At 71.3% G+C, this 21,921-nt stretch carries 19 protein-coding genes; 4 read left to right on the forward strand and 15 right to left on the reverse strand.

Annotated elements, in window-relative coordinates; all coding sequences use genetic code 11:
* The 4 genes from ACFCV8_RS22845 to ACFCV8_RS22860 all read right to left on the reverse strand — a co-directional run.
* The coding region (locus ACFCV8_RS22845; RefSeq protein WP_376687260.1) for a PHP domain-containing protein at positions 1 to 276 on the reverse strand (276 nt) is incomplete at its 3' end.
* A gap of 111 nt (positions 277 to 387) precedes the next feature.
* Positions 388 to 816, reverse strand: coding sequence for a hypothetical protein (locus tag ACFCV8_RS22850; protein WP_376687261.1), 429 nt, complete (start codon positions 814 to 816; stop codon positions 388 to 390).
* Between the two features lie 26 nt (positions 817 to 842).
* Positions 843 to 1,103, reverse strand: a complete 261-nt coding sequence (locus ACFCV8_RS22855; RefSeq protein WP_376687262.1) for a hypothetical protein — start codon at positions 1,101 to 1,103, stop codon at positions 843 to 845.
* Positions 1,100 to 1,465, reverse strand: coding sequence for a DUF2089 domain-containing protein (locus ACFCV8_RS22860; RefSeq protein ID WP_376687263.1), 366 nt, complete (start codon positions 1,463 to 1,465; stop codon positions 1,100 to 1,102). Before ACFCV8_RS22860 ends, ACFCV8_RS22855 begins: the two co-directional genes overlap by 4 nt.
* A 244-nt stretch (positions 1,466 to 1,709) precedes the next feature.
* Between ACFCV8_RS22860 and ACFCV8_RS22865 the strand changes: the two genes are divergently transcribed.
* From ACFCV8_RS22865 to ACFCV8_RS22875, 3 genes are all read left to right on the forward strand, one after another.
* A complete protein-coding gene (locus tag ACFCV8_RS22865; RefSeq protein WP_376687264.1) occupies positions 1,710 to 2,747 on the forward strand; it encodes a DUF3533 domain-containing protein in 1,038 nt (345 codons plus the stop codon).
* A 285-nt stretch (positions 2,748 to 3,032) separates the two neighbouring features.
* Positions 3,033 to 3,545, forward strand: a complete 513-nt coding sequence (locus tag ACFCV8_RS22870; protein WP_376687265.1) for a hypothetical protein — start codon at positions 3,033 to 3,035, stop codon at positions 3,543 to 3,545.
* 388 nt (positions 3,546 to 3,933) lie between these two features.
* Positions 3,934 to 4,809 (forward strand): alpha/beta fold hydrolase, encoded by an 876-nt coding sequence (locus ACFCV8_RS22875; protein ID WP_376687266.1) that lies wholly within the window; start codon positions 3,934 to 3,936, stop codon positions 4,807 to 4,809.
* Positions 4,810 to 4,865: 56 nt separating this feature from the next.
* On the opposite strand, the gene fxsT is transcribed toward ACFCV8_RS22875, so the two are convergent.
* From fxsT to ACFCV8_RS22900, 5 genes are all read right to left on the reverse strand, one after another.
* Positions 4,866 to 8,798 carry an FxSxx-COOH system tetratricopeptide repeat protein gene (fxsT, locus tag ACFCV8_RS22880; protein ID WP_376687267.1) on the reverse strand — a complete coding sequence of 1,311 codons (3,933 nt, stop codon included), beginning with the start codon at positions 8,796 to 8,798 and terminating at the stop codon, positions 4,866 to 4,868.
* Positions 8,782 to 10,107, reverse strand: a complete 1,326-nt coding sequence (gene fsxC / locus ACFCV8_RS22885; RefSeq protein WP_376687268.1) for an FxsC protein — start codon at positions 10,105 to 10,107, stop codon at positions 8,782 to 8,784. The genes fxsT and fsxC overlap by 17 nt, the downstream gene beginning before the upstream one ends.
* Positions 10,108 to 10,351: 244 nt before the next feature.
* The gene (fxsB, locus tag ACFCV8_RS22890) at positions 10,352 to 12,604 is read right to left on the reverse strand and encodes a radical SAM/SPASM protein FxsB, inactivated metallohydrolase extension form (RefSeq protein WP_376687269.1); all 2,253 of its coding nucleotides are present in this window, start codon (positions 12,602 to 12,604) and stop codon (positions 10,352 to 10,354) included.
* 30 nt (positions 12,605 to 12,634) lie between these two features.
* A complete protein-coding gene (locus tag ACFCV8_RS22895) occupies positions 12,635 to 12,802 on the reverse strand; it encodes a hypothetical protein (protein ID WP_376687270.1) in 168 nt (55 codons plus the stop codon).
* Between the two features lie 213 nt (positions 12,803 to 13,015).
* Positions 13,016 to 13,729: a hypothetical protein gene (locus ACFCV8_RS22900; protein WP_376687271.1), complete on the reverse strand. Its 714-nt coding sequence runs from the start codon at positions 13,727 to 13,729 to the stop codon at positions 13,016 to 13,018.
* Between the two features lie 234 nt (positions 13,730 to 13,963).
* On the opposite strand from ACFCV8_RS22900, the gene ACFCV8_RS22905 reads away from it, so the two are divergent.
* Entirely contained in the window at positions 13,964 to 14,890 is a 927-nt protein-coding gene (locus tag ACFCV8_RS22905) for a DUF4231 domain-containing protein (RefSeq protein ID WP_376687272.1), read from the forward strand.
* Between the two features lie 30 nt (positions 14,891 to 14,920).
* Here the strand turns inward: ACFCV8_RS22905 and ACFCV8_RS22910 are convergent, their stop codons facing one another.
* From ACFCV8_RS22910 to ACFCV8_RS22935, 6 genes are all read right to left on the reverse strand, one after another.
* Positions 14,921 to 15,400: a hypothetical protein gene (locus ACFCV8_RS22910; protein WP_376687273.1), complete on the reverse strand. Its 480-nt coding sequence runs from the start codon at positions 15,398 to 15,400 to the stop codon at positions 14,921 to 14,923.
* A 210-nt stretch (positions 15,401 to 15,610) separates the two neighbouring features.
* On the reverse strand, positions 15,611 to 16,510 hold the full coding sequence (locus tag ACFCV8_RS22915; RefSeq protein WP_376687274.1) for a S1 family peptidase: 900 nt from the start codon (positions 16,508 to 16,510) through the stop codon (positions 15,611 to 15,613).
* A 254-nt stretch (positions 16,511 to 16,764) separates the two neighbouring features.
* Positions 16,765 to 17,580 carry a DUF1684 domain-containing protein gene (locus ACFCV8_RS22920; protein WP_376687275.1) on the reverse strand — a complete coding sequence of 272 codons (816 nt, stop codon included), beginning with the start codon at positions 17,578 to 17,580 and terminating at the stop codon, positions 16,765 to 16,767.
* A gap of 4 nt (positions 17,581 to 17,584) precedes the next feature.
* Positions 17,585 to 18,865, reverse strand: coding sequence for an NtaA/DmoA family FMN-dependent monooxygenase (locus ACFCV8_RS22925; protein ID WP_376687283.1), 1,281 nt, complete (start codon positions 18,863 to 18,865; stop codon positions 17,585 to 17,587).
* A 17-nt stretch (positions 18,866 to 18,882) separates the two neighbouring features.
* Positions 18,883 to 19,950, reverse strand: a complete 1,068-nt coding sequence (locus ACFCV8_RS22930; RefSeq protein WP_376687276.1) for an LLM class flavin-dependent oxidoreductase — start codon at positions 19,948 to 19,950, stop codon at positions 18,883 to 18,885.
* A 70-nt stretch (positions 19,951 to 20,020) separates the two neighbouring features.
* Complete coding sequence (locus tag ACFCV8_RS22935; RefSeq protein ID WP_376687277.1) at positions 20,021 to 21,853, reverse strand: FAD/NAD(P)-binding protein; 1,833 nt, start codon at positions 21,851 to 21,853, stop codon at positions 20,021 to 20,023.
* Between the last annotated feature and the right edge of the window lie 68 nt (positions 21,854 to 21,921).

Genomic DNA, 21,921 nt, shown 5'->3' on the forward strand with positions numbered 1-21,921 from the left:
GCCTTCTCCGGCGCGTTCCCCGGCGCGGTCGCGCCCGTCCGCTCCGGTGCGGTCCGTCACAGCCCCCACCGCGAGCTCCACCCCGAAGAGCGGCCGCACCCCGGCCCTCTCGCAGGCCCCGGCGAAACGGACCGCGCCCGCGAGCGTGTCCCGGTCGGTCAGCGCAAGGGCGTCCATCCCCCGCTCCGCGGCGCGCTCCGCCAGCCGCTCCGGGTGCGATGCCCCGTACCGCAGGGAGAACCCGGAAGCGGTACGCAGATGCGTGAACCCTGGCATCCGCACCTCCTGAACCGATCCGTACTCACCCCCTCGCCCTCCACCATAAACCAAGTTTCGAACATTCGTACGATAATCGAGTGGCCTCCGAGCCGGCGGCCGGAACGCGCGTCACTCGCAGAACACCCGCACCTTCGCCTCGGGGTCGTCGACGTCCACACCGACCTCGTCGAGCTGGTCGACGAGCTCCTCGAGATGCTGCGGCCTGAGCTCGGCGAGGTCGATCGGCACGCCCGACCTGCGCAGCTCCTCATTGACCCGGGTGACCGCTTTCGGCGGGAGCAGACTCGTGAGCCGCACTCCGGCGCGCAGCAGCTGGAGCGGCACCCGGATGTCGACCCGGCTCGCCCCGTCACCGTCGACGTCCGCCGTGTCCACCACCATCACGCGCAGATACTTGCGTCGGCCCCCGGGGCGGGGCTCCGCCGGGCGCTCCCCGTGCCGTTCCCGTTCGACGGCGTCGATCAGCCGCTCGGCCTCGTCCGCGGTGACCTTGCCCTCGGCCAGCATCCGCAGGATCTGACGGCGTTGCTCGTCCATGACTGCTCCTTCGTCGTTCTTCCAGGTCATCTGATGCTCACCAGCAGGGCCGTGCGGCCCTGCTCGATCTCGAACCGGGTGCCGGGCAGCGCCCACAGCAGCCCCCCGGCACCACGCAGCACCCCCACCGGGCCCACCCGGAGGACGAGGCAGGCGACCAGCGCGGCCGCCACGGCGAGGAGCAGCAGCGGCGCCAGCAGCAGCGCCACCGGCAGGACGGGGACGTACAGCCGTCGACGGCGGCCGTCGGAACGACGAAGGCCCACCGTCACCAGCTGCGGGATCACCGGGACCGCTCCAGCTCGTCCAGCGCCTCCTGGGCGGTGATCTCCCCGCGCCGCAGCCGGTCGACGACCTCGGCGGCGCCGGCGGGCGCCGGGTCGGTGCCGACGAAGTCGAGCTGCCCGGCGATCCGGTTCAGCCGGGACTTGACCGTCGGATAGCTCACTCCGAAGATCCGCTCCATCTCCTTGATCGAGCCGTGCGCACGGACGAACGCGGCGACGAACACCTGGTCGTCGATGCCGAGCTGGGCCAGCTGCGGCGGCTCGAACCGCCCCTCGACCGCGACATCACTGCCGACGAGACGGACCCGCTCGACCACGAACGGCCGCCCCTGCGTCAGGTCCGTCAGCTCCTGCCAGTCCACCCTCGACTCCTTCGCTCCTCGACAACACACTCACCACCCTTTTGTACATTCACTTTTTTGATCAGGCAACGCCCTGGAATTAACTTTCTCAATCCTCATCTCAATTATTCAATGATCGACGAAGGTTCTCATCCGCAGTCACCGGGGCGTGCGGCTCCCGCTCCCGTACGCGGACGGACGGGGCACTCAGCCGTTCGGCCCCGCCCCACCTGCACGAACGGCCGACGCCCACGAGCGTGGGGGCATGACTTTCGCTGCCGAGGTGAAGAACGCCGTCACTCCACGGGCCGCACTGCTCGTCATCGGTGTGCTCGGACTCCAGCTGCTGTTCATCGCGTCCTACGTCGGCGCCCTGCACCGCCCGAAGCCGACGGACGTGCCCTTCGGCGTCGTCGCCCCCCGGCAGATGTCCGCCCGGCTCGTCACCGATCTGAAGGAGCTCCCCGGCGGCCCGCTGAACCCCCGCGAGGTCACCGACGCGGCCGGGGCGCGGGCGCAGATCCTCGACCGCGGAATCGATGGCGCCCTGATCGTCGACCCCCGGGGCACCACCGACACCCTGCTGGTCGCCTCCGGCGGCGGTGCCTCGCTGTCCACCGCCCTGACGAAGATCCTCGACCGGGCCGAACTCGGCCGGCAGCGCACCGTACGGACCGTGGACGTGGCCCCGGCCTCCGCGCAGGACGCCGGCGGGATCTCGTCGTTCTACCTGGTGGTGGGCTGGTGCGTCGGCGGATATCTCTGCGCCTCGATCCTGGCGATCAGCGCGGGCGCCAAGCCCGCCAACCGGCGGCGCGCGGTGATCCGTACGGGCGTCATGGCGCTGTACTCGATCCTGGGCGGAATCGGCGGCGCGATCATCATCGGGCCGGTCCTCGGCGCCCTGCCCGGAAGTTTCTGGGGACTGTCGGGCCTGGGCGCGCTGACCGTCTTCGCGGTCGGCATGATCACCCTCGCGCTCCAGGCCCTCACCGGCATCGTCGGCATCGGCCTGGCCGTGCTGATCGTGGTGATCGCGGGCAACCCGAGCGCCGGTGGCGCCTACCCGCTGCCGATGATCCCGGACTTCTGGCGGGCGATCGGTCCCGCGCTGCCGCCCGGGGCGGGCACCTGGGTCGCCCGCTCGATCGCCTACTTCCGGGGCAACGCGGTCACCGGTCCGCTGCTGGTGCTGTCCGCGTGGGCGGTGGTGGGCACGGTCATCACCCTCCTGACCGCCATCCGCCGCACCCCGGAGGAACTCAGCGGCGAACGGCCGCCGTTCGGCTCGACGGTCGACTGACCGGGTCCTTCCGCACCGACCGGGCGAAAGGACCCGGGGGGAACGGGAGCCGCGCCGCCCCGCGATGACCACATACGCACTCACGACACGGACGCGGACCGCCGGCTGCCCTTCCGGCGGCGCGTGCGCGAGCTCGCCGTACCGCCCGCCGTGATCGAACCCACGACCGCCCGCCGCCGTGCCTACGACCGGCCGGGCCATGTCCGGCCGGCCGGACCGTCCCGGGTACTGTCCGCTTGTTCGATTCGATCCCCCTGGTCAGGGGGTTGTGCAGGGGAGGGCGTCATGAACGGTGCGAGCCGGGCCGGGAACACGTGGAAGCCGAACAGCGAGGAGGGCGGGGCGCTCGCGGGCCGTTGGTGGAAGTGGGCCCTGTCGGCGCCCGACGACCGCAGCCCGGTCAAGGACACGACGGGCGAGCACGCCGCCTGGAACCAGCCGGACGACCTCTGGTTCCTGGCCGGCACGTACGGCGGCCGGGTGGTCCGACGGTGCGCGATCCCCTCGGACCGCCCGGCCTTCTTCCCCGTACTGAACATGCAGCACCCCCGGTCGTACTCCAGGGTGCCGCTGTCCATGTCGGTGGTGGAGGCCACCGCCTCGCTCAACAGCGTCCCGCTGCCGCTGCACGAGTTCTCCGCACCCTTCCGGACAGGGTTGATCCAGCGCTACGCATGGGGCGTCTGGGGCGGCTTCGCCCCGCTGACGCCCGGCGAGTACGTACTGGAGATCAAGGCCAGGGCCACCAACGGCTTCTGGGTCGACACCACCTACCACCTGGAGTCGAAGGCCCCCTGATCCACCCTCGGGCCCGGTCCGTCCCAGGCGTCCGGGCCCCGTCGTCGAACTGCCGCCCACCGGGAGATCCTTGGGACGCGGGCGGCGGTTTCGACGTCAGCACCCGGGCGGAGACCGGTGCGCGCCGCTGCGGCTTCGGCCACCGCAGCCACAAGGCCGCCGGGGCCTTCCCCGCCGACAGGCCACGCATCGGCTCCGCCTTCCACGAGAATCCCGAGCGGGTGTGCGCCGCCCGCTCGCCGCGCCCGTCGACCCTGTACCGCCTCACCTCAGTGCGTGTCCTTGGTTTCCCAACACGCGCCTCCGGTAAGGGCTCTGATGAGCCATCATCGAATCGGGCGGGAAATGTCGGGCACGTGTTGCCCGCACCATGCGGAGGAGGCGTCAAGTGCGTAGTCGGGTGCGCGCGTCGGACGGGCGGCATCTGGTGGTGGAACGGCTCGGGGATCCCCGGGGCAGACCGGTCTTCCTGTTGCACGGAATGCCGGGCAGCCGGCTCGGTCCGGCTCCGCGCGGCATGGTCCTCTACCAGCGCAAGACCCAGCTGATCACCTACGACCGGCCGGGCTACGGCGACTCCGACCGGCTGCCGGGCCGCTGTGTCGCCGACGCCGTCCAGGACGTGCGGGCCATCGCGGACCATCTCGGGCTGGAACGGTTCGCCGTGGTGGGCCGGTCCGGCGGCGCGCCGCACGCCCTGGCCTGCGCGGCGCTGATACCCGAGCGGGTGACCCGGACCGCCGCGCTGGTCGGCCTGGCTCCCCGCAGTGCCGACGGGCTCGACTGGTTCGAGGGGATGGCCGCCTCCAACGTACTGGCGTACTCCACCGCGGCGGCCGATCCGGACGGCCTCGCCGAATCGTTCATCTCACGGTCCGCGGTGATCAGGAAGAACCCGGTCCAGCTCATCGACGAGCTGCGCGGGGAGCTGACCGAATCCGACCGGATGGTGGTCAACGACGCAGGGGTACGCACCATGCTGCTGCGCAACTACAGAGAGGGGCTGCGCACGTCCGCCTGGGGCTGGATCGACGACGCGCTCGCGTTCAGCAACCCCTGGGGGTTCGACCCGGCGGACATCCCGGGTCCGGTGCTGCTGTGGCACGGCGAGAAGGACGTGTTCTCCCCGGTGGGCCACTCGCGCTGGCTGGCCGAACGCATCCCGAACTCCACCGTGGTGGTGGAGCCCACCGCCGCGCACTTCGACGCGCTGCACGCCCTGCCCAGGATCCTGAACTGGCTGCTGGAGCCGTCCAGCTGCTGAACCGCGGGCAGAAAAAAGGGGAGCGCCCGGCCGCACGGCCGGACGCTCCCCGTTCCTCAGACCTGCATCGGCTCCAGCTCGCGCTCGAACCGGTCGTCGTCCCGGGCGATCTTGGTCATCGGGTGGTCGTCGCCGAGCTGACGGGACAGCTCCTCGACCGTCTCGGACCTCAGCCGGATGGCCTCGTCCTTGCGCCCCATCGCGTCGAGCGTGACCGCCATGTTCGACGTCATCGCCAGGGTCTCCGGGTGATGCGCTCCCAGGACCCTCCTGAGCTGGCCGGCCACCTTCTCCTCGGTCTCCAGCACCAGATCGAGATTGCCCCGCTCCGCCGTCGCGTTCGCCAGGTTCATCACGCAGAGCAGCGTGTTGGGGTGCTCCGGCCCGTACACCTCCCGCATCGAGGCGACCACCTTGGTCAGCACCTGCACCGCCTCGTCCGCGGCACCGGCCCCCGACTGGTAGACCCCGAGGTTGTTCAGGGCCGCGAGAGTGTACGGGTGCTTCTCCCCCGGCACCTTCACGTACTGGTCGACGACCTCCTGCGCGGTGTCCCTGGCCTCGACCGTCTCACCGGCCGCGTACAGGTCGGCCGCCAGGTTGAGATCGCAGGCCAGCGACTCCGGGTTGGCGACGGTGTACTTGGCCCGGTACCTGGCGCGGGTGGCCACCGTGAGCCTGCGGGCGTCCTCCAGCCTGCCCGCCCGGCGCAGCGACACCGCGAGGCTCTTGGCCGCGCTCAGAGTGCCCGGGAAGGCCCGGCCGAGCGTGGCCTTGTAGCTGTCGTACGTACGGCTGAGGATGTTGACCGAGTCCTCGTACCGGCCGACGTCCCGCAGGTCACGTGCCAGGTTCATGGCCGAGGAGAGACTGTAGGGGTGTTCCGCGCCGAGGACTTCGACCCGCTTGTCGAAGACGTCCTGGTCGATCTCGCGGGCCTTGGCGTACTGGCCGATGGAGCGCAGGGTGAACGCCAGGTTGTTGGCCGCGGCCAGCGTCCTCGGATGCGACTCGTGGAAGATCTGGTTGAACCCCTCGGTCGCCTCGGTGGCCAGCTCGATCGCCCTGGTGTACTCGCCGAGCACACCGAGGTCGGTCGCCAGGCTGCTGGTGCTCATGTACGTGTGCGGGTGCTCGGGACCCAGGACTTCCTTCTGCGTCGTCAGGGTCATCTCGTCGAGCTCCCTGGCCTCCACGTAGCGGCCGCGCGAGCGGTAGATGTTGGAGAGGTGGAAGCAGAGGTAGAGGTACTGGATGTCCCGCTCGCCCAGCGTCTCCCGCCAGATCTCGCGCAGCTCGTCACCGAGCGTGGTGGCGGTCCGGAAGTCACCGCGCTTCCAGAGATAGCGGATCCGGTCGATCAGCAGCCTGCGCGCCTCCGGCTCCTTGCAGTTGCGCGCGTCGGACGGGCCGAGGTGCGGCCAGATGGTGGCGAACCGCGGCCAGGTCAGAGGGTTGTCGACCGGCTCGTCGTCGTCGGGCCGGGCCCCCGCGAGGATGCGGTGCACGGCGTGCCGGGCGTCCCGCTGCTCCTGCTCGCTGAGCTGGGCCCGGATGACCGCCTGGACGAGCCGGTGCACCTGGATGGAGTTGGAGACCTGGTCGACCTTGGCGAGGGCGAAGCGGCCGATCTCCCGGATGACCCGGCCCAGCACCAGCTTCTCCTGGAGCGAGGCGTCGTACGGCTTCAGCGCCTCGATCATCTCCTTGCTGTACAGCAGGTTCCCGGAGATGGGCTCGGGGGCGAAGAAGGCGCAGAGCTGGAGCAGCCGCACCGCGGCGGGTGAGCGCTCCTTGAGCCGCTGGATGGAGATGTTCCAGGTCGCGGCGACCGGCTGCGGGTAACCGGCCGGCTGATTGAGCGCCAGGACCTCGGGAGCCTGCTGGGCCAGCTGCTCCAGATAGGCGTCGATCGGCGTGGCGGTCTCCGCGATCCAGGCCGCCGCCTGCTCGACGGCCAGCGGCAGGTCACCGACGGCGGTGGCCACCTGGGCGGCGTCCTCCTCGCTCAGCCCCGGGGCCCGGCGCTGGAGGTGCTCGATGGACTCCTCCCGGAGGAAGACGTCGACGGGCAGCGCGTCGCCGTGCTGGGACCAGGCCTGGTTGCGCGAGGTGACCAGGATGTGTCCGGACCCGCCCTGCGGGAAGTAGCGCCGCAGCCGTTCGGGATCGTCGGCGTTGTCGAAGACCAGCAGCCAGCGGTCCGAGGGGACCCCGCGCCGCAGCAGGTCGACGGCCTCCTGCGAGGCTGCCGCCATGTCGTCGCCGCCCTGGGCACCCAGCCGGACCGCGAGCTCGGCCAGCGAGGCCACCACGTCGTCGGTCTGCTCGGAAGATATCCACCAGACCAGGTCGTAGTCCGCCATGAAGCGGTGCACGTACTCCAGGGCGACCTGGGTCTTGCCGACGCCGCCGAGTCCGTACAGGGTCTGCGGCTGCGGCAGCACGACGGCCATGCCGCCGCCGAGCTGGTCGCGCATCCGCTCCAGGACCAGGGAGCGGCCGGTGAACCCGGGGTTGCGCGGCGGGGCGTTCCAGATCCTGGGGACGGTGCCGGGGAAGCGGGGCCCGGGCGACACCGCGTCGGTGATCTGGACCGGCCGGTCCAGGGCGCGCAGCAGGGCCGTGGTGGCGTGCACCTCGTCGAGCCGGAAGAGATCGACGGGGTTGCGGTCGATGTAGGGCGCGGACAGCCGGACGTCACCGACCCTGAGCGGCAGCAGATGGCGTCGGCCGCCCCCGGGGTCCTCGGCGACGGCCCGGTCCCAGACGCTCACCGCGCGCTGGGACTTGAGGTAGGCGCTGGAGAGCAGTACGACGGTACGGGCGGCGTTCTCCCCGGTCGTGGCGGGTTCCGTCTCGCCCCGCTCGGCGGACACGTCGCGCGGAACGACGCGGAACCCAGCGCGGGTGAGCACGGACTCGATCCAGTCGGCCCACATCCGGTTCTCCGCCACATAGCTGAGGAAGAGATCGGCGGGAAGGGCGGGACGGCGCCGGGTGAAGGCGTCCCGGATGCGCAGCCGGACCTCGTCGCCGACCGGCGGCATCGAGGTGACCTGCTGGTTGGTGATGACGGAGGTGAGCCGCTCGAAGGCGGAGAGCAGGGAGTTGGTGAGGCCCGCTTCGTCGCCGAAGGTCGCGAGGGTCTCCTCGTAGGCGTAGTAGGGGCGGTACGGAATCTCCACCGCACCCCAGTAGGCGGTCAGTTCGTCCCCGGACAGGTTCCGCGGCAGGCGGTCGAACTTCAGCCGGGCCAGCGCCCGTCCGGCGTCGGCCTTCTCCTTCTCGCCCTCGTCGATGCGCATCGGGACGGGGTAGATCGAGATGGGGCGGCCGGTGTAGCGCTCGGCGATCTGCCGGGCCACGGAGGCGGCGCCGTCGATGGACTGGTCACTCAGCGTGAAGCAGTCGACGAGGATGTCGGGGAGGTGGACGGTGCAGATGTCGGCGATGTCGCTGAGGCCGGTCCGGCTGTCGATGAGGACGTAGTCGTAGTTGGCCTTCATGTCGTCGCGCAGGGCGTCGAAGAAGTGGCCGCCGCCGAGCCGGTCGTAGAAGTTGTCCCAGTCGAAGGTGGAGACGGTCGCGGAGTACTCGCGGTTCTGCCGTCCGGCGGAGACGAAGTCGAGCGTGCCGCCCTGCGGGAACTCCCAGCCGAGCGCCTCGGGGGTGAGCGAGACGGCGTGCGGCTGGATGCGCGCGTAGTCGCGGTGCCAGTCGTCCGCGCGCTGGACCGGGCTGGTCGCGGCCCAGGCGTACTCGGTGATCAGATCGATGACACCGGTGGTGGCACCGAGGGTCGACGGGTCGAGGAAGGGGTGGAAGAAACGGTGGAGCCCCGGCGCCTCCAGGTCCCAGTCGACGGCCAGTACCCGTTTTCCGTTGGCGGCGAGTATCCAGGCGGTGTTGGCCAGGGCCATGGTGCGCCCGGTGCCGCCCTTGTACGAGTAGAAAGTGACGATGCGCCCGTCACGACCGGCCGTCATCCGTGTCCTCCGCATCCGTCGCAGGATCGTGTGTCTCGGGGATGTAGTTCGTCTGCGCCATCGGCCCCATCAGGCGGGGTCGTTCGGTGTGCCCGCCCCCGGCGGTGGCGGGCGGGTAGACCGCCGCGTGCCGCAGATACTGCTGGGCCGCCACCTCGACGACCTGGGGCAGGATCTGGCCGAACGCCTCCATGCTGGGCACACCCTTGGCCGCGGCGCGGCAGAATGCCCGTCCCTGACTCATCTTGATCGGCATGGTCTGTTCGAGTTTCGCGGTCAGTTCGGCTTCGGCCGCCATGCTTTCGGGGTCCTCTCGGCTCCATGGCACAACCATCGTCACCCAGGGGCGGTCCTCGGCGTCGAAGGCGGCGAGCCGCCTGCGGCGGTCCTCGTCCTGCAGGGCCCAGCGGTCGACGAGCAGGATCTCCGGCCTGCTCGGCGGCTGCTTGCCCTCACCCTGCCCCGCTTCCTCGTCGAAGGACGAGATGGTCGCCTGGTAGTTGAGGGAGCGCACCAGGTCCTCCGCGACGTAGGCGAGCGGGCGGGCGGCGGTGGGGTGGTAGGGGTTCCAGTCCTGCGGATTGTCGCCGTAGTACTGGGCGCTGCGGCCCGGGGGCAGGTCGTGCCGGGTGGGTGCGGCGACGGTGACCTGCATGGGGCGGGGGCCGCCGGCCGCACTGTTGCGCGGACCGAAGGCGCTGGGGGCGAGCCGGTAGTCGACGGGGCGTCCGGTGCCGATCCTGATCGTGTCGGCCACGTTGACGATGCGCTTGGCGAGCTCGTAGACCGCGCGCTCGTACTCCTCCGCGAAGAGCCTGAGCTTGATGAGGCCGTAGAGCCCGTCACTGACGTAACGGTCCCCGAAATCACGGTGGTTGAACTGAAGTCGCTCGGCCGGGCCCGGGAGCTGGCTCGGTGGGACGGGCACCCAGAGCGCCGGGACGATCGCCTCGGCCGGCTGATTGGAACGGGCCCGGTAGTGGATGGCGCGCTGCGCGAAGGCGTACCACTCCTTGCCGCACATCTCGCTGGCGAAGTAGCGCGGCGAGAACAGCGGAACGAACACCCGGCAGGTGGCAAGCACCTCACCGAGCCGTTCCGACCAGCCCTCGCCGGAGCGTATCTCGCGGTCGATGAAGCCCGCGGGCGCGCCCGCGGGCAGATCCGTCATGGCCAGCACATGGTCACAGAGATCCTTGAAGAGGCGTTCGACCCACATGTCGGGGTCCGTGCCACCGCCGTATCCCGGCGTATGGGCGTAGCTCAAGAAGAAATACGGTCGATGGTCCGCCGCTCGCTGCTGCGTCATCGCGTGCACACGACCCCCGTCCTGTGTGAGCACCCGCACCCGAGGAGTGAAGTGAATGCGAGCGAATTCATCATTCCGGAGCGGACCTTGCTCCACCCCCATGGCGTTCGGTCATTCAACGCCGGTTTTCAGTCATACGTTCCCGGGCTGAGCTGGCATATTCCTTGATCGAATTCGGTCTGCGGCCGTTCTTCCCAGTTGTCCCGTACACCCCCACTCCCCCGTTCGAACCGGAATTCGAGCCTCAGACTTCTTTTCGCATCAGATCCAGTAGCCGCTTTCCGCTGACGGTGAGCTCGGCGGCGCCTTCCAGTGTGTCGAGAGCCTGTGACACGCCCTCGAGACAGCGCGGATCGAATACGCCCAACGCCATCCGCTCATAGGTATCGGCCAGCAACCGGGAAAACGGAACTGGTTCTTCCTGCCAAGGAATCCGATGTTCCCAGGAGCCGTCCGCCGCGTAAAGATCCGTGACATCGGCAAGCGCCCGCAATTCGGCCCGCCGGAAACCTCTCAGCAGCGCGAACGCCAGGTCCTCCGCGCTTCCGTCCGCGGCAATTCCCAGGGCCCCGTATCCGTGCCGCCCCACGGCCGGTTCGGACGCGGCGAGACCGGTGAGCGGCGTGAGGGTGGTGAGGCTCCGGATCATTTCAGCGGCCCGCGCGGGCGCCTTCGCCTCGATCAGCACCCATGCCTCGCCGAGCCGGAACACCAGGTCCGCGGCGGCCCGGTCGTCGAGCGCCGCGGCGGCCGGCGCGGCGAAGCAGTCGCGGTACGGATCGAGGTCGTCGAGCGCCAGCTCGAACACCGGACCGAGCCCCCCGCCCGGCATCGCGAACCGGCGTACCGGCCGCCATCCGGGCGCGGCCGTCCGCGGCCGGATGATCCGCCGCTCGGCCTGAACACCACCGTCGCCGTCCCACCGGACCAGGAAACCGTCCTCGACGGCGCGCACCCGCGCCGTGCCGTGCTCCCCCGCGCCCCCGATCCGCAACGCGCCGAGCCCGGGCAGGACCAGCCGCCCGTCCGCGTGATCGACGTCCACGGGGAGGTCGAGGCCGGCCCGGACGGCGGCGACCGCGAGGTACGCCGGAAGCCGCCGCGCGGCCGTCACGTCCCCCTCCCCCGCGTGGAGCACCTCCAGCGCGCCGAGCAGCCAGGTACGGGTGTACGGGTGGGCCAGCACCTCGTCCAGACCGCGGGCCCCCTCGTCGAACGCCTCGATCGCCGCGGCCAGCTCCCAGGCCCGTGCCCAGGACTCCCCGCCACGCCCCTCCAGGTCGGCGTTGAGCCGGGCCAGCAGCATGCGGGTGAGGTCCCGCTGCGAGCCGGGCAGCTCCTCCCGCCCGGTCACCTCGGGGGCGACCAGGGAGGCCGCCGCACGGGCCTCGACGCCACGCACCAGGGCGGCCAGGTCGGCGCAGTACACGGACGGGTTGCCGAAGCCGTCGCCCGGGGCGGCGGAGCGGTACCGGTGGGTGTAGAGACCGCCGCCGCAGGACCGTACGACGGGGCACTGCCGGCAGGTCTCGCCTACGCCTGCGAGGCCGAGCTGCCGGGCCCGCACCCCGGGGTGGGAGGCCACCTCGTCGAGGGCGTGGGTGAAGACGTCGAAACCGGTGGCCGCGGCACCCTCGTAGGCGCTCTTGAGCGAGTCGACCTGCTCCAGCTGGCCGTCGGTCTCGACGACGACGAGATCGGTCGGGGCGAGCCCCAGGGACTCGGTGAGGCTGGGGCCGCCGCTCAGCGTGGAGAACAACGAGGAGAACATCCGCACCGGAACCGGACGGCCCTGCTCCTGCCAGCGGTCGAAGACCGCGAGGAGCCAGTCGGCGTAGGCGGTGGGCGCCCCGTCCGGGCGCGGCGGCGGGTCGTCCCAGGTGGCGTGCGGGAGCAGGAAGTCGATGAGCGGCGGTTCAAGTTCGGTGAGGGCGTCGAGGACCGCGTGGGGGTCGTTCTCGACATCGACGGTGCACAGGAGCCCGAGGTAGAGGTGGCGGTACCGCTCCTGCCGGAGCAGCTCCACGGCCCTGAGGACCAGCGGATGGCTGCTGCGCCCGTCGGCGTAGCGGCGGTGGCGGTCGTTGGCGGTCTTGTCGCCGTCGAGGGAGATGCCGACCCTGACACCGAATTCGTCGAAGAGGTCGAGATACCGGGGGCTGAGCTGGAGCCCGTTGGTATGGATGCGGAGGTCGAGCTCCGCCACGCCGTCCAGGGCCGCCGTCAGCGCTTCGCAGACTCGCCGCAGTCGGGCGGGCCCCGCCAGTAGAGGCTCCCCTCCGTGCAGGATCACTGACACGGAGGGCAGTGCATGTGCCTTGGCATGCTCGGCCAAACGCTGAGCAGTCCGGAAGATGACGTCGTCAGAGATAGTCTTCGGGCGGGTGCGCCAACTCTGATCCGCATGTTCATAGACATAGCAATGGTCGCAGGCAAGGTCGCACCTGCTGTGCACTTTGAGCACGATTTCACGGAAGGGGACCAGGGGTCCTGTCATTCCCTCAGTCTAGCCAGCATGCACCGCGATTCAGAGCGCGGAGCTGAAGGTCGACGCCTGGGAGTGGCGACCGGCCGAGGTGACGAACACCCGGTCGATTTTCCTGGCGGCTTCCGCGGAACCGAGGTCGATTCGAGAGAGCGGCACCGCACCCTTCTTCGCAGCAGCGAAGGGGACAGAGGTTTCGGAAGTCTTCATGGCAGTCCTTGAAGAGAGTGTTCCGGGTCAGGGAAAAGCAGCCAGTTTCTGCATCAAGACAGCTCCCGGCAGCACGACTGTACTACCCCTGACCAGCCGGGTCACTTCGACCAACTGCCCTTCACACGAGTGGATTACAGCCCTGTTACCGCAGTTGGCCGAAGCGATCACCCAGCTGCCCGGAAGGACGGAACCCGGACGGGCCGGACAGCGTCATTCGGCCGCAACGGCCCTGTCAGTCCACATCCCCTTCATGCAGTCCGTGATCCGCTCATGGGTGTCACCTGCGACATCCGTCACCCTGGCCCGCACGTAGAGCGACTCGACCTGTCGCGCGAAGCCTTCGGAGAAGGCTCCGACCAGCACCGTCTCGTGCCCGCCCACACCGCCCATCAGCGGGAACCCCGCACCGAACTCGATGAGCCTGAAGTCCACACCCGCGACGAAACCTGCGGTGGCCAGCTCCGCCGCCGCGCCGGAGACGCTCTTCCAGGGCCCGTCGGGCGCGTCCTCCTCGCCCTTCAGGACCACCCTGATGTTCCACGAGTCGATCACGGCCGTGTACTGACCGCCGTTGAGTATCCCGACGCGCCAGGCGGGCGCCCCGCCGACCAGCGCCCCCTTCACCCAGATGCCCCGCCACCCCAGGTGAGGCCTGACCGTCCGGGCATACTGCGCCCGCGCCAACACCACACCCAGCGAGAGCGCCAGAAGACTGCCCAGCACCTCCGTGTCCATCAGGTGCAGCCGCCAAGGCCACTGCGACTGGGCCCCGGGCGTCACATTGCTCCGGATCGACTCCCAGACCAGCACTGCGGTCAACACCGCGAGAAGCGCGAGTGGAACGGTGAACAGCAATACGCTCCGGCGCACCCTCACCTGCGCACCGGATACCGGAATCTCATCCCTGCCAGCATCCTCAGCCATTCGCCGTCCCCCCAATACGCCGATCGCGATGAGACCGAAGAGCGGCAATCATCGCCAGAACGAGGCTAGTTGAGCCACACTGCCACAGTGACCCGGATCACACGAGGGTATTTCAGGACTGAAAGCGCTGTCAGGACCTGCGGACCATTGCCGCACACGACAAGTCACCTCTACGCTCTTGCCGCCATCCGGTTCACCGATCGCGCATGCCGACACCCACAGACGGGAGTGAACATGACGGCGCTTCCCGGGCCGCTCCAGAGCATGGTCTTCAGGAACGCCGATCTGCCGGCGCTCTTCCACCACACGGACGAGATCGCCGTCGCGCGGCAGCGCGAGGCGGTGAACACCACCCGCTTCCAGCTCATCCTACTGGTCACGGGGGCTGTTCCGGCCGCCCTCCCCTGGCACGCCGAGGTGGCCGGGACGTTCCAACTCACCGAATCCGTGAGCGTGTTGGCCTACCTGGGTGTCCTGATCACGACATACCTCTCGGCCCGGCGCAAAGCAAAGTCGCATTGGCAACTCAACCGCTCGGCGGCGGAGTTCATCAAGTCGATGTGCTGGCGCTACTCGGTGCACGGCTCACCGTTCGACACCGGTACGCATCACCCGGAGGCGGTGTTCGCCAACCGGCTGGAGGAGGGGCTCCAGGAGCTCCGCAAGGTGGGGTGGGCCGATCCGCGCGATCTGACTGCCGATTCGGGCGGGCTGATCACCGACTCGATGCGCGAGCTGCGGGAGAAGGCGTTCACCGTACGCAAGGAGACATACGTCCGGGACCGGCTGATCGAGCAGCGGAACTGGTACCGCAGGCGGCAGGAGGTCTCCCGGCGGGCCACTCTGGTCTGGTCGACCACGATCGGCGCGCTGACCGCGCTCGCGCTGGTGTTCGCGGTGCTGAGGACGTTCTCCGTGGCCCAGTCCTTCGCCCTGACGGGGGCGCTCTCCGCCGCGGCGGCCGCCTGCCTCGCCTGGAGCGAGATGCGCCGCCACCACCCGCTGATCTCGGCGCACTCCCTGGTGGAGGAGGACCTGGAGGCCATGCAGGTGGCGATGGAGACCACGTTGACCGAGCGTCAGTGGCCGGGGGCGGTCTTCGAGACCGAGCGGATCGTCTCCCCGCAGCACACCGACTGGCTGGCCCGCCACCAGATGTGACGGCCAGCCGGGGGGTCCGCCGGGTCGGCGTCAGTCGCGTTCGACGCCGTCGCGCCAGATGATCGTGACCGGGCGGCCCAGGCTCCGGGCGTAGGTCACGATGTCGCCCGTGCCGCCGAGGCCGCGGGCGGGCCGCCCGTCCCAGACCGCGAGGAGGCGGTCGCAGTGGTCGGCGATGTAGGCGCCCGCCGCGTAGTACGCCTCGTCGGTGGAGTGCGGGTAGCCGAGGCGGACCTCCCGGACCGCCCGGTCCTTGAGGGCCCGGTAGCGGGCGAGTTCGGCCGCGTCGGCGAAACAGGACTCGTAGTCGCCGCTCGGGATGACCACGGTGAGGTCCGCGCCGCGGGCCAGGGCGAGGTCGGCGAAGAGCTGGTCGGCCCCCACTGCCAGGCTGGAGAGCGCCTCCAGGGAGCCCTCGAGGCCGCCGAGCGCCGCCCGCAGACCCGCCAGCACATGGGCGTGGGCCTCTTCCGGGATGGTGCGATGACCGGTCACTCCGATGCGATTCACGGACCCGAACCCCCTGAGGTGTCTGCCGGGGGCCCGGAGAAACCCTCCGGCTGGCACAGCGTCCGCCCCCGTTGCTCCTGCGTGACCGACCTGCCCCACATCATGCCAAATGCCGCGGGTCGAGCGGGAGCCCCCGCCCGGCATTCGGACGAGGGCTCCTTGCGTGGTCGGCCGCCTGTTCGAGGGGGCGGAACCGGGGGTGCCGGAGTGTCAGTAGATGCTGACGCCGTACGCGCTCAGCGCCTCGGTGACCGGCTGGAAGTACGTGGTGCCGCCCGAGGTGCAGTTGCCGCTGCCGCCCGAGGTGAGACCGATCGCGCTGGAACCGGAGTAGAGCGGGCCGCCCGAGTCGCCGGGCTCGGCGCAGACATTGGTCTTGATCATGCCGTAGACGATGTCGCCGTTTCCGTAGTTAACCGTGGCGTTGAGGCCGGTGACCGAGCCGCCGTGGGTGCCGGTGGTGGAGCCCCGGCGGGTGACGGACATACCGACCGTGGCGTTGGCGGCGCCGGTGATGTCGACGCTGCCCACGGTGCCCTCGTGGGAGACCGCGGAGTTGTCGTACCGGACCAGGCCGTAGTCGTTGGTGGGGAAGCTGGAGCCGACCGTCGGGCCGATGCTCGTCGAGTTCGACGAGTTGGTGTACCAGGGCGGGTTGCCGTCGGTGCAGTGACCGGCGGTCAGGAAGTAGTAGGTACTGCCGCTGCGGACGTTGAAGCCGAGGGAGCAGCGCCAGCCGGGGGCGTATATCGCGTCGCCGCCGGAGATGAGCTTTCTGATCTGCCCGCTCGTGCGCTCGATCTTCAGTGCGCCCGCGTTGGCTCCGGCGGTCTGCTTGATCCGCTCGATGTCGGCCTTGGAGACCGTGCTGTCGGCGGTGACCACGAGCTTCTTGGTCGCCGGGTCGACGTTCCAGGCCGTGCCCGCCACGTCGGCGCCGAGCACGGCGTCGCTCGCGGCGGAGAGCTGTTGGGCGCTGAAGGTGGTGGGTGAGTCGGCCTGGGCGGCGGGAACGGCCAGTGCGGCGACGGCGACGAGACCGGCGGCGATGGCGACGGCCCGGGTGCGCCTGGCGGTGGAACCGAGGGGGGCGGTGCGCTTGATCCTCACTTTTCATCCTCCCGAGGGGAAGTCGGGGGTCCGCCTGTGGGGTGGTCGGACCCGTGAGGCGCAGTCGTCGGCACGGCGAGTGACCCGCGCCGCGGGAATGCCGTGCTCCTGACAAGCGCTGCGAGGGAGTATTCAAGGCGTCAACTTCCGGCGCAAGAGGGCCCGTTGGCCCGCACTCGCCGCCCGTACGGGAAACGGCCCCGACGGCGCAGGTGGCGCCGGGGGCCGTCGTTCCGGATATCTATGACGTGACGTCAGCCGTCCACGCGGTTGCGCTCCCCCGCCTCGACGGCGAGGGAGAGGGTGTTGCCTGGCGGCGGGAAGGGGCAGATGAAGTGGTCGGCGAAGGCGCACGGCGGCAGCAGCGCTCGGTTGAGATCGACCGTCACACTGCCGTCCCCGGCGGGCGCGGCGGGCCGCAGGAACCGGAAGCGGTAGCTGCTGTTGCCGCTGGTGGCGTCGGCGAAGACCGCCCAGAGCGAGCCGTCCGGCTCGACCGCGACCCGCAGCGTGTGCTCCCGGCCGTCCGCCTCGAAGGCGATCTCCCCGGCGAGCCCGAGACCGCGCTCCACCCCGTCGGCGTTCTCGACCCGGACGGTGCGGGCGTTGTCATAGGGGCGGAAGGTGCCCGGGAGGACCCAGCGCGGGTCGTACGGGGTGGCCTCGATGGCCCGGAAGGCACGCCGCGCCGGGGAGTCCGGGTCGAAGTCGCGGACCGCCCGGAGTCCTTCCCGGCTCAGCACGACCAGCCGTCGGCGGCCGTGGGCGACGCGGGAGGTCTCGATCGGGCCGCGGTCGGCGGTGAGGCGGACCTCGCCGGTGAAGGGCTCGCCGTCGACGGTCAGCCCGTCCTCGGCCGAGGCGCTGAGCACGACCGCCCCGTCGTCCTCCCGCCACTGCCCGGGTACGCCGGGGATACGGCCCTCGGGGTGGTCGGAGAGCCAGTGGGTGCCGGTGAGGGAGAGCGGTCCGTAGGGGCCGGCGACCGTGGCGGTGCGCTCCTCGTGCCAGTGCTTCCAGTCCTGTGCCGCCTGTTCGGCTCCGTGCGGCTGCGGTGCGTCCGTGCTCATGGCGTCAACCCTTCCACACCGGCTCGGCGAGTCCCAGGTGCGACCGCAAAGTGGAGCCGGTGTACGCGGTACGGAACACCCCGCGCTCCCGCAGGAGCGGGACGACCCGGTCGACGAAGCCGTCCAGGCCGCCGGGGGTGAGATGCGGTACGAGGATGAAGCCGTCGGCGGCCCCGGCGGCGACGAACCCGATGAGCTGCTCCGCGACCGTGCGGGGGCTGCCCACGAAGGACTGACGGCTCGTCGTCTCGATGACGGTCTGCCGGATCGACAGCCCCTTCTCCTCGGACAGCGCCCGCCACCGCGCCGCCACGGCGAGCGGGTCGCCGTACGTGACCCTGCCCCGGGCGAGCGCGGCCGCGGGGTCCGGGTCGATGGCCGGAAGCGGTCCGTCGGGGTCGTAGGAGGAGAGGTCGCGGCCCCAGACCTGTTCCAGGGCCAGCAGCGCGTTCTGCGGGGAGACCTGCCGGCGGCGGATCCCGGCCGCTTCCTCGTGGGCCTCGGCGTCGCTGTCGCCGAGCACGAAGGTGACCCCGGGCATGATCTTCAGCTCCTCGGGGGCCCGGCCGTACTTCGCCAGCCTCGACTTGACGTCGGCGTAGAAGGCGCGGCCCGCCTCCAGGGTGCCGTGGCGGGTGAAGACGATGTCGGCGGCGGACGCGGCGAACTCGCGGCCCTCCGGGGAGTCCCCGGCCTGGATGACGACCGGGCGGCCCTGCGGGGAGCGGGGCACCGTGAACTCGCCCTCGACGGTGAAGTGCTGTCCGTGGTGCCGGACCGGGCGCGGGGTGCCCCCGGGGGTCCAGCTGTCCCACAGCTCCCGGGCGGTGACCACGAACTCGGCGGCCCGGGTGTACCGGTCGGCCGGGTCGAGGTAGCCGCCGCGCCGGAAGTTCTCGCCGGTGAAGGCGTCCGGTGAGGTGACCACGTTCCAGGCGGCCCGGCCCTCGCTGAGGTGGTCGAGGGTGGCGAGGCGGCGGGCCAGCTCGTAGGGCTCGTTGAAGGTGGCGCTGAGCGTGGCGGCGAGACCGATCCGGTCGGTGACGGCGGCCAGCGCGGAGAGCACGGTGAGGGATTCGGGGCGGCCGACCACGTCCAGGTCGTGGATGCGTCCCTTGTGCTCGCGCAGCCGCAGTCCCTCGGCGAGGAAGAAGAAGTCGAACGTGCCCCGTTCCGCGGTGCGGGCCAGGTGCTCGAAGGAGGAGAAGTCGATCTGGCTCCCGGCGCGGGGATCGGCCCAGACGGTGGTGTTGTTGACGCCCGGGAAGTGGGCGGCCAGGTGCATCTGCTGGGGCGCGGTGGTCATGCCCGCTCTCCTCGGGTGGCGTACCGGTTGGCGGGGCGGGCCAGCCCGAGGTGCTCGCGCAGGGTGCCGCCCGGGTAGAAGGTGCGGAACAGGCCGCGGTGCTGGAGCAGGGCCACGGTGCCGTTGACGATCCGTTCGAGGTCGCGCCCGGGGGTGATGGGCGTGAGGTGGAAGCCGTCGACGGCTCCGGCGCGGTGCCACCGGGTGATCAGCTCGGCGAGGTCCACCGGGCCGCCCCGGTGGTACGACCCGCCCGCGGCCGACGGCGGACCGCTCTCCAGCCCGGGTTCCGGGGCGCTCTCGGCGTCGCCGAGGTCCACGGTGAGCGCGGCCAGGACCCGGAGCGCGCCGGGGTCGCGTCCGTACGCCGCGGCGCGCCGGCGCAGTTCGGCGCGGGCCTCGGCGGCGCGCTCGGGGGTGGTGGCCCGGACCAGGGCGACATCGGCGTGGCGGGCGGCGGTCCCGCGGGCCGGACCGCCCGTCGCGTCGATGACGGTGACCGGGCGGCCCTGCGGGGGCCGGGGCACGATCGCCGGGCCCCGGACGGAGAAGAAGGCGCCCTCGAAGTCGATGTGGTGCAGTCTGCCGCGGTCGATGAAGCGTCCGGTGGCGACGTCCCTGATCTCGGCACCGTCCTCCCAGCTGTCCCAGAGCCGGGCGCCCGCGTCGGCGCACTCCCCCGCCTCGCGCCACAGCTCCTCGGCGGGCGCCGCCGGGCGCCGGCCGAACAGCCGGGCCTCGGCCTCCGTCGCCGACACCTCGGCCCGCCAGCCCGCCCGGCCCCGGCTCACCCAGTCCAGGGTGGCCACGGCGGACGACACGTGGAACGGCTCGGTGTGGGTGGTGGTGACGGTGGGCACCAGGCCGATCCGGCGGGTGGCGGGCGCGACCCGGGCGAGTACGGCGAGGGCGTCGGGCCCCGGTCTGGCGAAGGAGTCGCCGAGGGTGACGAAGTCGAGGGCGCCGTGCTCGGCGAGCCGGGCCAGTCCGGTGTAGTGCCCGGGGTCGTACCGGGGCGGGCCGCCGATCTCGGCGGCGAGGTGCAGGGGTGCGGTCGGGGGCATGGGGTGTACCTCTCGGGGTGGGTGGGGGCGCTTCGGGCGCCCCGGTGGCGGGGCGCGGCCGGCTCTCGCCTCAGGCGAGGTCCCTCAGGAACGTGAGCGCCGCGCGGGCGGTCGCGTCGTTCCGCCGGAAGGCCGGGCCGCCGGTGCGCGGCCGGGTGAACACCGCGCCGGTGCGGGCGCTGGTGTACGGGCCGAGCGCGAAGCGACGCGGGTGCGGCAGGCCGTCGCGGCCCAGGACGTGGCCGGTGTCGGGGTCGACGGCGAGCAGCCCGGTGGCGGTGGCGAGGGCCCCGTCCGCGTACAGCTCCTGGAGCAGGGGGCTGCGGGTGCGTTCCAGGGCGGGATCGGGCAGCCGGGCCTCGATCAGGGTGCGGGCCGCCGTCCGCGGGCCCGGTACGGTGGCGCTGCCCGCCAGGAAGAGACCGCGCCGCTCATCGGTGCCGACGGTCATGTCCGCGCCGAGAAACCGCACGATTCCGGCCCGGGAGAGTGCGAGGAGCTGGTGCAGCCGGGGGCCTGGCGGCCCGGAGGCGAGGAAGCCGAAGAATCCGTGCCACCAGCTGCCGAGGTCGCCGAGGCGGGCCAGCTGCCCGTGCACGGAGAGCAGCCCGAGGAAGACGGCGAGGTCCTGGCTGTACGCGGGGTCGTGACGGCGCGTCAGGTCGGCGGTTATGTAGTCGCGCATCCCTTTCTGGAGGGCGTCGTGGGAAGGATGGCGCACCCCGCTCAGGGGGCGGTCGAGCGCGTCGAGATCGAGCCGGTCCGCGGGGTCGGGCACGGCGGCGGCGACGAGTGCGGCCAGTTCGTCCCCCGCCGGGTCGGCCGCCGCGTACCGATCCTCGAAGTCCGCCCGGTCGCCCCTGGTGCGCTCGGGGTGGGCGGTGAAGAGCCGGTGGTAGTGGGCGTGGCCGAGCTCTTTGTCGATATGTGGCCACACGTCGCGCCGGAAGTCGAGCGGGCCGTCCGCCTTCAGCAGCTCCTCCGTCCGGTCCGGGCCGAAGAAGCGCGGCAGCGGCGGCTTCTCGCCCTGCCAGCCGTAGCCGATCTTGGAGTGGTACGGGACGCCCCGGCGCGATCCGACGTACAGCACCGGCTCCTTTCCGGACGGCAGGTACGCGCCGTCCGCGTGGCGGCCGCCGCGGCCCTCGGTGAGCAGCACCATCAGGTCGACGAAGGCGAGCCCGAAGCCGCGTACGAGGACCGGTTCCCCGGCGGGCACGGCGCCCAGATCGGTGTCGGCGGTGAAGTCGGGCGGCAGATGGAGAAGCCCGTGCCGTCGGGCGAAACCGCTCAGCTCCTCGTGTTCCGGGTCGGGTTCGGCGTCGAGGTGGCCGACGGCGAGGACGACGGCGTCGGTGAGCAGCGGTGTGCCGCGCCCCTCCAGCCAGACCCGCTGGCGGCCTTCGCGCGATCCGGAGACCCGTACGGCGCTGCCCCGGTGCCAGTGGACGGCGACGCGTTCCGGCAGCGCGGCCACGGCTCGCTCGTACACCCAGCGCAGGTAGGCGCCCTGCACCCGCCGGCCCGGGAAGCCGTCGTCCGCCAGGGTCCCGATCCCGTCGAGGAGCCCGGCGTCGGCCCGCGCCGCGTCCGGGGGCGCCGCGCGTCCGCTCCGTACGTCGGCGGCCCAGGTGTGCAGCGCGGGCCCGGGGCGGACCGGACCCGCCATGCGGACCGTGTCGTCGGTGAACATGGTGACGTCCTCGGCCCGGGAGTTCATCCAGAGCAGCGGTGACTGGTCGTGCCGCCAGACCCGTCCGCCGCCGGGCGGGTGCGGGTCGACGACGTGGATGGTCAGCGGGTGGTCGCCGTACACGTCGGGGGCGTTGGCGGCGATACGTTCGAGCAGTCCGGTGCCGCTGGGGCCGGCGCCTATGACGACGAGTGTCGGCGTCCCGCTCACCGGGCACCGGCCGGGATGCTCGTGGGACGGATGGGGGCAGGGGGCTGCGCGGGCATGCGAAGGCTCCG

It is taken from the genome of Streptomyces sp. NPDC056347 (genome assembly GCF_042262625.1).
GTDB lineage: Bacteria > Actinomycetota > Actinomycetes > Streptomycetales > Streptomycetaceae > Streptomyces.

Bases quoted from the DNA above. Each gene is read 5' to 3' on its own strand.
- ACFCV8_RS22850 (WP_376687261.1), bottom strand. From the start codon at position 816: ATGGACGAGCAACGCCGTCAGATCCTGCGGATGCTGGCCGAGGGCAAG.
- ACFCV8_RS22865 (WP_376687264.1), top strand. From the start codon at position 1,710: ATGACTTTCGCTGCCGAGGTGAAGAACGCCGTCACTCCACGGGCCGCA.
- ACFCV8_RS22870 (WP_376687265.1), top strand. From the start codon at position 3,033: ATGAACGGTGCGAGCCGGGCCGGGAACACGTGGAAGCCGAACAGCGAG.
- fxsT (WP_376687267.1), bottom strand. From the start codon at position 8,798: ATGACGGCCGGTCGTGACGGGCGCATCGTCACTTTCTACTCGTACAAG.
- fsxC (WP_376687268.1), bottom strand. From the start codon at position 10,107: ATGACGCAGCAGCGAGCGGCGGACCATCGACCGTATTTCTTCTTGAGC.
- fxsB (WP_376687269.1), bottom strand. From the start codon at position 12,604: ATGACAGGACCCCTGGTCCCCTTCCGTGAAATCGTGCTCAAAGTGCAC.
- ACFCV8_RS22895 (WP_376687270.1), bottom strand. From the start codon at position 12,802: ATGAAGACTTCCGAAACCTCTGTCCCCTTCGCTGCTGCGAAGAAGGGT.
- ACFCV8_RS22900 (WP_376687271.1), bottom strand. From the start codon at position 13,729: ATGGCTGAGGATGCTGGCAGGGATGAGATTCCGGTATCCGGTGCGCAG.
- ACFCV8_RS22905 (WP_376687272.1), top strand. From the start codon at position 13,964: ATGACGGCGCTTCCCGGGCCGCTCCAGAGCATGGTCTTCAGGAACGCC.
- ACFCV8_RS22920 (WP_376687275.1), bottom strand. From the start codon at position 17,580: ATGAGCACGGACGCACCGCAGCCGCACGGAGCCGAACAGGCGGCACAG.
- ACFCV8_RS22925 (WP_376687283.1), bottom strand. From the start codon at position 18,865: ATGCACCTGGCCGCCCACTTCCCGGGCGTCAACAACACCACCGTCTGG.
- ACFCV8_RS22930 (WP_376687276.1), bottom strand. From the start codon at position 19,950: ATGCCCCCGACCGCACCCCTGCACCTCGCCGCCGAGATCGGCGGCCCG.